This is a genomic window from Klebsiella sp. CN_Kp100 (genome assembly GCF_040065315.1).
Lineage (GTDB): Bacteria > Pseudomonadota > Gammaproteobacteria > Enterobacterales > Enterobacteriaceae > Klebsiella > Klebsiella oxytoca.
The window spans coordinates 141,863-153,794 of the sequence record NZ_JBEAIJ010000043.1; the positions used below are offsets into that span (position 1 = coordinate 141,863).

Annotated in this window: 13 protein-coding genes; 11 read left to right on the forward strand and 2 right to left on the reverse strand. The window is 58.3% G+C overall.

Features of this window, described 5'->3' with window-relative positions:
* The first annotated feature begins 14 nt into the window (after positions 1-14).
* The 7 genes from eutH to eutR are packed head-to-tail and all read left to right on the forward strand — an operon-like array spanning position 15 to position 7,197.
* Complete coding sequence (eutH, locus tag ABLV12_RS19370) at positions 15-1,247, forward strand: ethanolamine utilization protein EutH (protein WP_004114356.1); 1,233 nt, start codon at positions 15-17, stop codon at positions 1,245-1,247.
* Positions 1,244-2,647, forward strand: coding sequence for an ethanolamine ammonia-lyase reactivating factor EutA (eutA, locus tag ABLV12_RS19375; protein ID WP_023329897.1), 1,404 nt, complete (start codon positions 1,244-1,246; stop codon positions 2,645-2,647). The genes eutH and eutA overlap by 4 nt, the downstream gene beginning before the upstream one ends.
* 11 nt (positions 2,648-2,658) lie before the next feature.
* A complete protein-coding gene (gene eutB, locus ABLV12_RS19380; RefSeq protein WP_348867234.1) occupies positions 2,659-4,020 on the forward strand; it encodes an ethanolamine ammonia-lyase subunit alpha in 1,362 nt (453 codons plus the stop codon).
* A gap of 20 nt (positions 4,021-4,040) precedes the next feature.
* Positions 4,041-4,934 carry an ethanolamine ammonia-lyase subunit EutC gene (gene eutC, locus ABLV12_RS19385; protein WP_026056014.1) on the forward strand — a complete coding sequence of 298 codons (894 nt, stop codon included), beginning with the start codon at positions 4,041-4,043 and terminating at the stop codon, positions 4,932-4,934.
* Positions 4,935-4,943: 9 nt separating this feature from the next.
* Positions 4,944-5,603: an ethanolamine utilization microcompartment protein EutL gene (gene eutL, locus ABLV12_RS19390; RefSeq protein ID WP_004104369.1), complete on the forward strand. Its 660-nt coding sequence runs from the start codon at positions 4,944-4,946 to the stop codon at positions 5,601-5,603.
* A 10-nt stretch (positions 5,604-5,613) separates the two neighbouring features.
* Complete coding sequence (gene eutK, locus ABLV12_RS19395; protein ID WP_016809547.1) at positions 5,614-6,096, forward strand: ethanolamine utilization microcompartment protein EutK; 483 nt, start codon at positions 5,614-5,616, stop codon at positions 6,094-6,096.
* Between the two features lie 48 nt (positions 6,097-6,144).
* The gene (gene eutR, locus ABLV12_RS19400) at positions 6,145-7,197 is read left to right on the forward strand and encodes an HTH-type transcriptional regulator EutR (protein ID WP_348867235.1); all 1,053 of its coding nucleotides are present in this window, start codon (positions 6,145-6,147) and stop codon (positions 7,195-7,197) included.
* Positions 7,198-7,311: 114 nt separating this feature from the next.
* On the opposite strand, the gene hemF is transcribed toward eutR, so the two are convergent.
* The gene (hemF, locus tag ABLV12_RS19405; protein WP_064398156.1) at positions 7,312-8,211 is read right to left on the reverse strand and encodes an oxygen-dependent coproporphyrinogen oxidase; all 900 of its coding nucleotides are present in this window, start codon (positions 8,209-8,211) and stop codon (positions 7,312-7,314) included.
* Positions 8,211-9,086 (reverse strand): N-acetylmuramoyl-L-alanine amidase AmiA, encoded by an 876-nt coding sequence (gene amiA, locus ABLV12_RS19410; protein WP_004104362.1) that lies wholly within the window; start codon positions 9,084-9,086, stop codon positions 8,211-8,213. Before amiA ends, hemF begins: the two co-directional genes overlap by 1 nt.
* Before the next feature lie 211 nt (positions 9,087-9,297).
* Between amiA and ABLV12_RS19415 the strand changes: the two genes are divergently transcribed.
* The 4 genes from ABLV12_RS19415 to ABLV12_RS19430 all read left to right on the forward strand — a co-directional run bounded on the left by ABLV12_RS19415 (position 9,298) and on the right by ABLV12_RS19430 (position 11,788).
* Positions 9,298-9,723: a GNAT family acetyltransferase gene (locus ABLV12_RS19415; RefSeq protein ID WP_004104360.1), complete on the forward strand. Its 426-nt coding sequence runs from the start codon at positions 9,298-9,300 to the stop codon at positions 9,721-9,723.
* Entirely contained in the window at positions 9,710-10,159 is a 450-nt protein-coding gene (locus ABLV12_RS19420; protein WP_004104358.1) for a DUF2919 domain-containing protein, read from the forward strand. The genes ABLV12_RS19415 and ABLV12_RS19420 overlap by 14 nt, the downstream gene beginning before the upstream one ends.
* A 61-nt stretch (positions 10,160-10,220) precedes the next feature.
* Entirely contained in the window at positions 10,221-10,796 is a 576-nt protein-coding gene (locus ABLV12_RS19425; protein WP_004104355.1) for an RpoE-regulated lipoprotein, read from the forward strand.
* A 92-nt stretch (positions 10,797-10,888) separates the two neighbouring features.
* Positions 10,889-11,788, forward strand: a complete 900-nt coding sequence (locus tag ABLV12_RS19430; protein ID WP_004114340.1) for a Dyp-type peroxidase — start codon at positions 10,889-10,891, stop codon at positions 11,786-11,788.
* Positions 11,789-11,932 lie beyond the last annotated feature (144 nt).

Genomic DNA, 11,932 nt, shown 5'->3' on the forward strand with positions numbered 1-11,932 from the left:
AGGGAGTAAGGGCTATGGGAATTAACGAAATCATCATGTACATCATGATGTTCTTTATGCTGATTGCCGCCGTGGACAGGATCCTGTCGCAGTTTGGCGGCTCGGCGCGCTTTCTCGGCAAGTTTGGTAAAAGCATTGAGGGCTCCGGCGGCCAGTTCGAAGAGGGGTTTATGGCGATGGGGGCGCTGGGCCTGGCGATGGTCGGGATGACCGCGCTGGCGCCGGTACTGGCGCACCTGCTCGGGCCGGTGATTATTCCGCTGTATGAAATGCTCGGCGCGAACCCGTCGATGTTTGCCGGCACGCTACTGGCCTGCGATATGGGCGGTTTCTTCCTCGCCAAAGAGCTGGCGGGCGGCGACGTGGCGGCGTGGCTCTATTCCGGCCTGATCCTCGGGGCGATGATGGGGCCGACGCTGGTGTTCTCCATTCCGGTCGCGCTCGGCATCATCGAACCCTCTGACCGCCGCTACCTGGCGCTGGGCGTGCTGGCCGGGATCGTTACGATTCCGATTGGCTGTATCGCCGGCGGCCTGGTGGCCATGTACTCCGGCGTGGAGATTAACGGTCAGCCGGTAGAGTTTACCTTCGCGCTGATCCTGATGAATATGATCCCAGTGCTTATCGTCGCGGTGCTGGTCGCACTGGGGCTGAAGTTTATTCCGGAAAAAATGATCAACGGCTTCCAGATCTTCGCCAAATTTCTGGTGGCGCTGATCACCATCGGCCTGGCGGCAGCGGTCATCAAGTTCCTGCTGGGCTGGGATCTGATCCCGGGGCTTGATCCGATCTTTATGGCTCCCGGCGACCAGCCCGGCGAGGTGATGCGCGCCATTGAAGTCATTGGCTCGATATCCTGCGTGCTGCTCGGCGCTTATCCGATGGTGCTGCTGCTGACCCGCTGGTTTGAAAAGCCGCTGATGCGTGTCGGTAATCTGCTGAAAATCAATAACATGGCCGCCGGAGGCATGGTGGCGACGCTGGCCAACAACATCCCGATGTTCGGCATGATGAAACAGATGGATACTCGCGGCAAAGTCATTAACTGCGCGTTCTCCGTCTCCGCCGCTTTCGCGCTGGGCGACCATTTAGGCTTCGCCGCCGCCAACATGAACGCCATGATCTTCCCGATGATCGTCGGCAAGCTGATCGGCGGCGTTACCGCCATTGGCGTGGCGATGCTGCTGGTGCCGAAAGATGAAAACGCACCGGCGGCGGCGACCACCGAAGCGGAGGCGCAATCGTGAAAACTCGCCAGCTGCTGAGCGTCGGCATCGATATCGGCACCACCACCACTCAGGTGATCTTCTCCCGCCTTGAGCTGGTTAACCGTGCGGCGGTGTCGCAGGTGCCGCGCTACGAATTCATCAAACGCGAAATTAGCTGGCAAAGCCCGGTCTTCTTTACCCCGGTTGATAAACAGGGCGGTCTGAAGGAGGACGAACTCAAGGCGCTGATTCTGGCGCAGTATCAGGCCGCAGAGGTTGCCCCAGAATCGGTGGACTCCGGGGCGATCATTATCACAGGCGAAAGCGCGAAAACCCGCAACGCAAGGGCGGCGGTGATGGCGCTCTCGCAGTCGCTGGGTGACTTTGTGGTGGCCAGCGCCGGGCCGCATCTGGAATCGGTGATTGCCGGTCACGGCGCCGGGGCGCAAACCCTTTCTGAACAGCGGATGTGCCGGGTGCTGAACATTGATATCGGCGGCGGTACCTCAAATTACGCGCTATTTGAAGCGGGAAAAGTCAGCGCCACCGCCTGCCTGAACGTTGGCGGACGCTTGCTGGAGACCGACGGCCAGGGACGCGTGGTTTATGCCCATCAGCCGGGGCAAATGATCGTCGATGAGGTTTTTGGCGCAGGCGCCGATGCGCGCGCGTTGAGTGCTTCGCAGTTAGCGCAGGTAGCGCGTCGGATGGCGGATCTGATCGTCGAAGTTATCGACGGCACGCTCTCTCCGCTGGCGCAACGGCTGATGCAAACCGGCCTGCTGCCCGCAGGCGCGGTACCCGAGGTGATTACCCTTTCCGGCGGAGTGGGCGAGTGCTACCGCAACCAGCCTGCCGACCCGTTCTGTTTTGCGGATATCGGACCGCTGCTGGCCACGGCGCTGCACGAGCATCCGCGGCTGCGGGAGATGAACGTGCAGTTTCCGGCGCAAACCGTGCGCGCCACGGTGATTGGCGCCGGCGCGCATACGCTCTCCCTTTCCGGCAGCACCATCTGGCTGGAAGGGGTTCAGCTCCCGCTGCGCAATCTGCCGGTGGCGATCCCGCTTGATGAATCCGATCTGCTGAGCGCCTGGCAGCAGGCGCTGCTGCAGCTCGATCTGGATCCGGGATCGGATGCTTACGTGCTGGCGCTTCCTGCTTCGTTGCCGGTGCGCTACGCCGCCCTACTGGTGGTGATTGACGCGCTACTGGCTTTTGTCGCGCGCTTTCCCAATCCGCATCCCCTGCTGGTGGTGGCCGAGCAGGACTTTGGCAAAGCGCTGGGCATGCTGCTGCGCCCGCAGCTGCAACAACTCCCGCTGGCGGTCATCGATGAGGTGAGCGTACGGGCGGGGGACTATATCGACATTGGTACGCCTCTTTTTGGCGGATCGGTTGTGCCGGTGACGGTGAAATCACTCGCATTTCCTTCCTGAGGGAACGACTTATGAAATTAAAGACCACATTGTTCGGCAATGTTTATCAGTTTAAGGATGTAAAAGAGGTGCTGGCTAAAGCCAACGAACTGCGTTCGGGGGATGTGCTGGCGGGCGTGGCGGCAGAAAGTTCGCAGCAGCGCGTAGCGGCGAAGCAGGTGCTCTCCGATATGACGGTCGCCGATATTCGTAATAGCCCGGTGATTCCTTATGAAGAGGACTGCGTGACGCGCCTGATTCAGGACGATGTCAACGAAACCGCTTATCAGCGGATTAAAAACTGGACCATCAGCGACCTGCGCGAATACGTGCTCAACGATGAAGTCACCAGCGACGATATTGCGTTTGTGCGCAAAGGGCTGACCTCAGAAGTGGTGGCGGCGGTGGCGAAGGTCTGTTCCAACGCCGACCTGATTTACGGCGCAAAGAAAATGCCGGTGATTAAAAAAGCCAACACCACCATCGGCCTGCCGGGCACCTTTAGCTGTCGCCTGCAGCCGAACGATACCCGCGATGACGTGCAGAGCATTGCGGCGCAAATCTACGAAGGGCTCTCGTTCGGCGCGGGCGATGCGGTGATCGGCGTTAACCCGGTGACCGATGACGTGGAGAACCTGACCCGCGTCCTCGATACCGTCTACGGCGTTATCGACAAGTTTAATATCCCGACTCAGGGCTGCGTGCTGGCGCACGTTACTACCCAGATTGAAGCGATCCGCCGCGGCGCGCCGGGAGGGCTTATTTTCCAGAGCATCTGCGGCAGCGAAAAGGGGTTAAAAGAGTTCGGCGTGGAGCTGGCGATGCTCGATGAAGCGCGGGCGGTCGGCGCCGAGTTCAACCGTATCGCCGGAGAAAACTGCCTCTACTTTGAAACTGGGCAGGGCTCGGCGCTGTCGGCTGGCGCGAACTTCGGCGCCGATCAGGTGACGATGGAGGCGCGCAACTATGGCCTGGCGCGGCACTACGATCCGTTCCTCGTCAATACGGTGGTGGGCTTTATCGGGCCGGAGTACCTCTATAACGACCGGCAGATTATTCGCGCCGGTCTCGAAGATCACTTTATGGGCAAGCTGAGCGGCATCTCGATGGGCTGCGACTGCTGCTACACCAACCATGCTGACGCCGATCAGAATCTCAATGAGAACCTGATGATTCTGCTCGCCACCGCCGGTTGCAACTACATCATGGGCATGCCGCTCGGCGACGACATCATGCTCAACTATCAGACCACCGCGTTTCACGATACCGCCACCGTCCGTCAGCTGCTGAATCTACGGCCGTCTCCGGAGTTCGAACGCTGGCTGGAAACCATGGGCATTATGGCAAACGGTCGTCTGACCCAACGGGCGGGCGATCCGTCACTGTTCTTTTGATGACGCGGGGATGACACATGATGGATCAAAAGCAGATTGAAGAAATTGTACGTAGCGTGATGGCGTCAATGGGACAACCGCAGACGGCCGCAGCGGCGCCTCAGGCTGCGGCGACGAAGTGCGCGAGCCAGTGTGAGGTCGCGGCGGAGAGCTGCGCGCTGGATTTAGGATCGCCAGAGGCTAAAGGCTGGATTGGCGTGCAGCAGCCGCATCGCGCGGAAGTGCTGGCCGAACTGAAACGCAGCACGGCGGCGCGCGTTTGCACCGGCCGCGCCGGCCCGCGTCCGCGCACCCTCGCGCTGCTGCGCTTCCTCGCCGACCATTCGCGCTCTAAGGATACGGTGCTGAAAGAGGTTCCGGAAGAGTGGGTGAAAAACCAGGGATTGCTCGAGGTGCGTTCCGAGATTAGCGACAAGAACCTCTACCTTACGCGCCCGGATATGGGCCGTCGCCTGAGTCCGGAAGCGATTGACGCGCTGAAGGCGCAGTGCGTGGCGAATCCTGACGTTCAGGTGGTGGTATCCGATGGCCTCTCTACGGACGCGATTACCGTCAACTATGAAGAGATCCTGCCGCCGCTGCTGTCGGGGCTGAAGCAGGCCGGGCTGAAGGTCGGTACGCCGTTCTTCGTCCGCTACGGACGGGTCAAAATTGAAGATCAGATTGGCGAAATCCTCGGCGCGAAGGTGGTCATCCTGCTGGTAGGCGAGCGTCCCGGGCTGGGGCAGTCCGAGAGCCTCTCCTGTTACGCCGTGTATTCGCCGCGCGTGGCAACCACCGTCGAAGCGGACCGGACCTGTATTTCCAATATTCACCAGGGCGGCACGCCGCCGGTAGAAGCTGCAGCGGTGATCGTCGATTTGGCCAAACGCATGCTGGAGCAGAAAGCTTCCGGCATCAATATGACTCGTTAAGGAGGCATCATGCCTGCATTAGATTTAATTCGCCCTTCGGTGACGGCCATGCGCGTGATTGCTTCGGTAAATGACGGCTTTGCCCGCGAGCTTAAATTACCGCCGCATATACGTAGCCTCGGACTTATCACGGCGGATTCGGATGATGTGACCTATATTGCCGCTGACGAAGCGACAAAACAGGCGATGGTTGAAGTGGTTTACGGTCGCTCCCTCTACGCTGGCGCAGCTCACGGCCCGTCGCCAACCGCAGGGGAAGTGCTGATTATGCTGGGCGGCCCGAACCCGGCGGAAGTTCGCGCTGGCCTGGACGCGATGATGGCGCATATCGAAAGCGGAGCGGCGTTTCAGTGGGCCAACGATGCCGAAGATACGGCGTTCCTGGCGCACGTGGTGTCGCGTACCGGCTCTTATCTCTCGTCTTCTTCAGGCATCGCGCTGGGCGATCCGATCGCCTATCTGGTGGCGCCGCCGCTGGAGGCCACTTTCGGCATTGACGCGGCGATGAAATCGGCCGACGTGCAGCTGGTGACCTACGTGCCGCCGCCGTCGGAAACCAACTATTCGGCCGCCTTCTTGACGGGGAGCCAGGCCGCCTGTAAGGCCGCCTGCAATGCCTTTACCGATGCCGTTCTGGATATTGCCCGTCATCCAATCCAGCGCGCGTAAGGGGGAAGCGATGATCAACGCCCTGGGATTACTGGAAGTTGACGGCATGGTCGCCGCCGTTGATGCGGCGGATGCGATGCTGAAGGCGGCCAACGTGCGGCTGCTCAGCCATGAGGTTCTCGACCCCGGCAGGTTAACCCTCGTGGTGGAAGGCGACCTGGCGGCGTGCCGGGCGGCACTGGATGCCGGAAGCGCTGCGGCGCAGCGTACGGGGCGCGTTGTTAGCCGTCGGGAGATAGGACGCCCGGAAGAGGACACCCAGCGGCTGATCGGCGGCTTTCAGCCGCAGCCGGAAGCCCCGCAGCCACCGGTGATAGCGGAGTCCTCTGAGCCTTTACTGGCGCTACTGGCATCGACGCGTCAGGGAATGACGGCAGGGGAGGTGGCCGCCCATTTTGGCTGGTCGCTTGACGAAGCCAGAAAGGCGCTGGAACAGCTGTTTTCTACCGGATCGTTGCGTAAACGCAGTAGTCGCTATCGTCTAAAAAATTAACCAGTCGGAGGTGCCGGGAACGCGAGAGCGCTCCCGGTTGATAAGATCATGAAAAAGAAAACACCGGCCAGCCTGCACCATCTTTATCATGAAGCATTACCCGAAGACGTTAAATTGACGCCGATGGTCGAGGTGGATAACGTCCACCAGCGGCGGACCACCGATGTCTATGAACATGCCCTGACGATTACCGCCTGGCAGCAGATTTACGATCAGCTGCATCCGGGGAAATTTCACGGTGAATTTACCGAAATCCTGCTCGATGATATCCAGGTTTTTCGCGAGTATACCGGTCTGGCGCTGCGTCAGTCCTGCCTGGTATGGCCGAACTCTTTTTGGTTCGGCATCCCGACAACCCGCGGCGAGCAGGGGTTTATAGGATCGCAGTGTCTCGGCAGCGCCGAGATCGCCACCCGACCCGGCGGCACCGAGTTCGAACTCAGCACGCCGGATGATTACACCATTCTGGGAGTGGTTATCTCAGAGGATGTCATTTCCCGTCAGGCCAGCTTCCTGCATCACCCGGAGCGGGTGCTGCATATGCTGCGTAACCAGTCGGCGCTGAAGGTCAAAGAGGAGCACAAGGCAGCGCTATGGGGCTTTGTGCAGCAGGCGCTGGCGACGTTTAGCGAGAATCCGGAAAACCTTCATCAGCCCGCTGTGCGCAAGGTATTGGGCGATAATCTCCTGCTGGCGATGGGGGCGATGCTGGAGGAGGCGCAGCCGATGGTCACCGCCGAGAGCATCAGCCATCAGAGCTACCGGCGGCTGCTTTCCCGGGCGCGGGAGTACGTGCTGGAGAATATGTCGGAGCCGCTGACGGTTCTCGATCTGTGTCAGCAGCTGCACGTTAGCCGCCGCACGCTGCAAAATGCCTTTCACGCGATTCTGGGGATCGGGCCGAACGCCTGGCTGAAGCGCATTCGTTTGAACGCGGTGCGCCGGGAGCTGATTAGCCCGTGGTCGCAGAGCGCAACGGTGAAAGATGCCGCGATGCAGTGGGGCTTTTGGCATCTGGGCCAGTTCGCCACCGATTATCAACAACTGTTCGCCGAGAAACCGTCGTTGACGCTGCATCAGCGGATGCGGCAGTGGGTTTGATTACGCGTTATTTACCGGCTGGCGAATCGTGCCGTCATCGTAGGCCTGATAAGCGTAGCGCCATCAGGCAAAACAGCGCCGTATCTGGCCTACGGATCGCACCATCTGGCAACTTTAAACCCAATCACGTACCTGAATAAACTCGCTTAGCGCGGCCTCCGGGCTGCCCGCTTCCGGCCGGTAGTCGTATTCCCAGCGCACCAGCGGCGGCATCGACATCAGAATGGACTCGGTACGGCCGCCGGTTTGCAGACCAAACAGGGTACCGCGATCCCACACCAGGTTGAACTCCACGTAGCGCCCGCGACGGTAGAGCTGGAAATCGCGCTCGCGCTCGCCCCAGACTCTCTCTTTACGCCGCTCGACAATCGGCAGATACGCCTCGGTGAAGCCGTTGCCCACCGCCTGCATAAAGTCGAAACAATGGTCAAAGTTCGGGGTATTCAAATCATCGAAAAACAGACCGCCGATGCCGCGCTGCTCGTTACGATGCTTGAGGAAAAAGTAGTCGTCACACCACTTTTTATAGCGCGGATAAACCTCTTCACCGAAGGGCTGGCAAAGATCGCGGGCGGTACGATGCCAGTGAACGGCATCTTCTTCAAAACCGTAGTAGGGGGTTAAATCAAAGCCGCCGCCGAACCACCATACCGGATCGGCACCCGCTTTTTCCGCGATAAAAAAGCGCACGTTGGCGTGGCTGGTAGGGATGTACGGGCTGCGTGGGTGTACGACCAGCGAGACGCCCATCGCTTCGAAGCTGCGGCCTGCCAGTTCAGGACGATGCGCGGTTGCGGAAGCCGGCATTGCATCACCGTGCACGTGGGAAAAATTCACGCCAGCCTGCTCAAAGATACCGCCATTGCGCAGCACCCGGCTGCGTCCGCCGCCGCCGCCTTCCCGCTGCCAGCTATCCTCGATAAATTCGCTACCGTCAACGGCGCTAAGCTTTTGGCAGATATCATCCTGGAGCTGAAGAAGGAAAGCTTTTACCTGGTACGCGTCGGGTTTCATTAACGTCTCTTCGAGTGGGCTTTCTGGTTATCGAACCAGTGGAAATAGCTGATAATGCCGTTGGCTATTGCCGTGGCGATTTTCTGCCGGAACGCGGTGGTGCCCAGCAGTTTTTCTTCGTTCGGGTTGGTAATAAACGACGTCTCCACCAGCACCGACGGAATTGATGGCGACTTCAGTACGACGAACGCAGCCTGTTCGGTATTGCGGCTGTGCAGCTTATGCACCGGCTTAATCTTTTTCAGGATATGTGAGCCGAGCGTCAGGCTGTTCTTGATGGTGTCCGTTTGCACCAGATCGAACAGCACTTGCTGCAACAGATGGTCTTTATCGGTCGTTTTCTTGCCGGCCACTTCATCCGCCCGGTTTTCGCGATCCGAGAGATACTTCGCCATGGCGCTACTGGCGCCGCGGTTGGAGAGGGCGAAAACGGAGGCGCCGGCGGCGCTCGGGTTGGTGAAGCCATCGGCGTGAATCGACATAAAGAGATCGGCGCCGTGCTTATGGGCGATCTCCACGCGGTCATAGAGTGGAATAAAGGTATCGCCGCTGCGCGTAAGACGCGCATCGATACCGTTGTTGCGCAGGATGCTGCGCACGTTTTTGGCGATAGCCAGCACGACGTGCTTCTCTTTTGAACCGTTATGGCCGATAGCGCCGGTATCAATACCGCCATGGCCCGGGTCGAGCATCACGACGCGCCTGGCGCCTTTTTTCTTCGCTACGGGTTTGCTGTGCCCATTGGATGTTTTCAATGGCTGTTGTTCTTTCGCGCTGGCCTGAGAGGCGATCCCTGAAAGCGTCATTGCTGCCAGCCCGGCTTTCAGCACCTGGCGGCGCGAAGCAAGTATTTTTAATGGTTTAAAAGTGCTCATTCGGCCTGAATTGCAAACAAGTGGTGACTAATGTTATATCGTATCGTGTTTTTTGATACGACCATTCAAAATAAGAATTGTTTTACTTTTCATTTCAATACATGACAAAGTCATATTATGCCATTTTTTGCGGCTCATTGCGCCTGATATTGGCTAGCGGGCACAATCGCGCCATAATCTCTGTTTTTAACCGTTAATGGTGGGCAATACCATGGAGATACGCGTTTTTCGCCAACAAGATTTCGAAGAGGTTATTACCCTGTGGGAGCGCTGCGATCTCCTGCGGCCATGGAACGATCCGGAAATGGATATTGAGCGTAAGCTGAACCACGACGCCAGCCTGTTTCTGGTGGCCGAAGTTAACGGTGAAGTGGTTGGTACGGTGATGGGCGGTTACGACGGTCACCGCGGCTCTGCTTATTATCTCGGCGTGCATCCGGAATATCGCGGTCGCGGTATTGCTAACGCGCTGCTTAATCGGCTGGAGAAAAAGCTGATTGCCCGCGGCTGCCCGAAAATAAACATTATGATCCGCGAAGATAATGATGTGGTTCAGGGGATGTACGAACGCCTTGGCTATGAGCATTCGGACGTGCTTTGCCTCGGCAAACGCTTAATTGAAGATGAAGAATACTGAGTTTATCCCCGCCGATTTTGATACCCACGGCCGCCTGCGCTTGCCGTTCCTTTTTTGGTGCGTGCTGCTGCTTCAGGCGCGGACGTGGGTGCTGTTTCTGATGGCCGGCGCGTCGCGGCAGCAGGGTGACGCGCTGCTGAATCTGTTTTATCCGGATCACGATAATTTTTGGCTGGGATTGCTGCCCGGCATCCCGGCGGTACTGGCATTTCTCATCAGCGGTCATCGTCAGCGTTTTCCTCGCCTCTGGCCGATGATGCGCTGGCTTCTGGTGCTTTCTCAGAGCCTGCTGCTGGTCTGGCAGCCGCTGCTGTGGCTGAGCGGAGAATCGCCCTCGGCGGTGACCATCTCCCTGCTGGCGGCGGATCTTTATGCGCTCTGGTGGCTGTTAAGCAACCGTCGGTTGAAAGCCTGTTTTCGCGAAGAGCAGGTTTAACGGCACTTTTTGCCGATCGCGCACTCCAACTTGCGTTGAATTAATCAGAAAGGACTGAGTCATGAAATCGCGACGTTTACTTCTCTGCGCATTACCGCTGGCGTTAACCGGCTGCTCGACGATGAGCTCGGTTAACTGGTCGTCGGCTTATCCGTGGAACTGGTTTGGTTCCTCTACGCAAGTAACCGAACAGGGCGTAGGCAACCTGACGGCGACAACGCCGCTGAACGAGCAGGCGATCGGCGATGCGCTCGGCAGCAGCTACCGCCTGCGCAGCGGCATGAAAACGGCTAACGGCAATATTGTGCGCTACTTCGAAGCGTTAAAAGATGACAAGGTTGCGCTGACCATTAACGGCGAGAGCGGGACTATTAGCCGTATCGACGTGCGGGATAGCAACATCAAAGCCGCCAGCGGCGTGAAAATCGGGACCCCGTTTAGCGATATTTACAGCAAAGCGTTTGGCAACTGTCAGAAAGGCAGCAACGATAACGGTGCGGTGGTGGAGTGTAAGGCCGAGGGCAGCCAGCATATTAGCTATGCCTTTACCGGTAACTGGAGCGGCCCTGAGGAGTTAATGCCTTCGGATGACACGCTGAAAAACTGGAAGGTGAGCAAAATTATCTGGCGTCGCTAATTTGATCTGAAGTGATTCGACGTCCTGAAAAAGCGGGTACAATAGCGCCTTAAAAGCCACAGCGTTGTGGCTGTACTATTTCAGGAGGAGCGATGTCTCAGGTTCAGAGCGGCATTTTGCCGGAACATTGCCGTGCGGCGATTTGGATTGAAGCGAATGTCAAAGGCGATGTGGACGCACTGCGCGAAGCCAGCAGAGTGTTTGCCGATAAGTTAGCCACCTTTCAGACAAAATATCCGGAAGCTAAGCTGGGAGCAGTTGTCGCTTTCGGTCATCACGTCTGGCGCCATCTGAGCGGCGGCGTAGGGGCCGAAGAGTTAAAAGCGTTCCCGGGCTACGGTAAAGGTCTGGCTCCGTCGACCCAATATGATGTGCTGATTCATATCCTGTCCGCGCAGCATGAGCTGAACTTCTCCGTCGCTCAGGCGGCCATGTCCGCTTTTGGCGCCGCGATTGAGGTCAAAGAGGAGATTCACGGCTTCCGCTGGATTGAAGAGCGCGACCTCAGCGGTTTTGTTGACGGTACCGAAAACCCGGCGGGGGAAGAGACTCGTCGTGAAGTGGCGGTGATTCAGGATGGCGTGGATGCGGGCGGCAGCTACGTATTCGTGCAACGCTGGGAGCACAACCTCAAGCAGCTTAACCGCATGAGCGTTCCCGATCAGGAGATGATGATCGGCCGTACCAAAGAGGCCAACGAAGAGATTGACGGCGATGCTCGTCCGGAAACCTCTCACCTGAGCCGCGTGGATTTAAAAGAAGAAGGGAAAGGGTTGAAGATTGTGCGTCAGAGCCTGCCTTACGGTACCGCCAGCGGTACTCACGGCCTCTACTTTTGCGCCTACTGCGCGCGTCTGCACAATATTGAACAGCAGCTGCTGAGTATGTTCGGTGATACCGACGGTAAGCGCGACGCGATGCTGCGTTTTACCAAACCGGTGACCGGCGGATACTACTTCGCGCCGTCCCTGGATAGGCTGCTGGCGCTGTAAGATCTCCTCCTCACCCTCTCCCCGCAGGGAGAGGGAACCGTTCGGCGCGGTCGGCAAGCGTCGCCCGTTTTCCGGTTATGGATGCGTGATTCAGATAAGCTTTGCCATTCTCTTATTCTCTTTTCGACTTCCAAATCGCCAAAC

What these genes read in the sequence shown, in the direction of transcription:
- hemF (WP_064398156.1), bottom strand. Translation starts at nt 8,211, where the DNA reads ATGAAACCCGACGCGTACCAGGTAAAAGCTTTCCTTCTTCAGCTCCAG.
- ABLV12_RS19430 (WP_004114340.1), top strand. Translation starts at nt 10,889, where the DNA reads ATGTCTCAGGTTCAGAGCGGCATTTTGCCGGAACATTGCCGTGCGGCG.
- eutH (WP_004114356.1), top strand. Translation starts at nt 15, where the DNA reads ATGGGAATTAACGAAATCATCATGTACATCATGATGTTCTTTATGCTG.
- amiA (WP_004104362.1), bottom strand. Translation starts at nt 9,086, where the DNA reads ATGAGCACTTTTAAACCATTAAAAATACTTGCTTCGCGCCGCCAGGTG.
- eutC (WP_026056014.1), top strand. Translation starts at nt 4,041, where the DNA reads ATGGATCAAAAGCAGATTGAAGAAATTGTACGTAGCGTGATGGCGTCA.
- eutL (WP_004104369.1), top strand. Translation starts at nt 4,944, where the DNA reads ATGCCTGCATTAGATTTAATTCGCCCTTCGGTGACGGCCATGCGCGTG.
- eutR (WP_348867235.1), top strand. Translation starts at nt 6,145, where the DNA reads ATGAAAAAGAAAACACCGGCCAGCCTGCACCATCTTTATCATGAAGCA.
- eutK (WP_016809547.1), top strand. Translation starts at nt 5,614, where the DNA reads ATGATCAACGCCCTGGGATTACTGGAAGTTGACGGCATGGTCGCCGCC.
- ABLV12_RS19425 (WP_004104355.1), top strand. Translation starts at nt 10,221, where the DNA reads ATGAAATCGCGACGTTTACTTCTCTGCGCATTACCGCTGGCGTTAACC.
- ABLV12_RS19415 (WP_004104360.1), top strand. Translation starts at nt 9,298, where the DNA reads ATGGAGATACGCGTTTTTCGCCAACAAGATTTCGAAGAGGTTATTACC.
- ABLV12_RS19420 (WP_004104358.1), top strand. Translation starts at nt 9,710, where the DNA reads ATGAAGAATACTGAGTTTATCCCCGCCGATTTTGATACCCACGGCCGC.
- eutB (WP_348867234.1), top strand. Translation starts at nt 2,659, where the DNA reads ATGAAATTAAAGACCACATTGTTCGGCAATGTTTATCAGTTTAAGGAT.